Source organism: Vibrio sp. 10N.222.52.B7, from assembly GCF_041474275.1.
Lineage (GTDB): Bacteria > Pseudomonadota > Gammaproteobacteria > Enterobacterales > Vibrionaceae > Vibrio > Vibrio crassostreae_C.
On record NZ_JBFRTU010000268.1, the window covers coordinates 1 to 287 of the forward strand.

Sequence of the window (287 nt, forward strand, 5' to 3'; positions counted from 1 at the left end):
GTCCGGGGGAAAGTGAACAAAGGTATTCGAGATACTATTCGCGACGAGCCCCATATGTTTTTCTCTTATAACAATGGCTTAAGTGCTACGGCTGACAGTATAGAAATAGTTAAAACTGACTCAGGCTATCAATTAGCCAGTGTTCATAATCTTCAAATAGTTAATGGTGGTCAGACGACGGCGTCATTATATGCTGCGAGTAAAGTGCTGAAAGAGCAAATTCAGCAGGTGTTCGTACAGATGAAGTTAACCTTAACTCCGAAGGAGTGCTCTGAAGAAATAGTCCC

The 287-nt window shown here is 42.2% G+C and carries 1 protein-coding gene; it reads left to right on the plus strand.

The window, feature by feature from the left end; genetic code table 11:
- Nucleotides 1-12: 12 nt before the first annotated feature.
- Nucleotides 13-287 (plus strand): AIPR family protein (locus AB4512_RS22775; protein WP_372175805.1); only part of this gene is annotated, 275 nt, incomplete at its 3' end.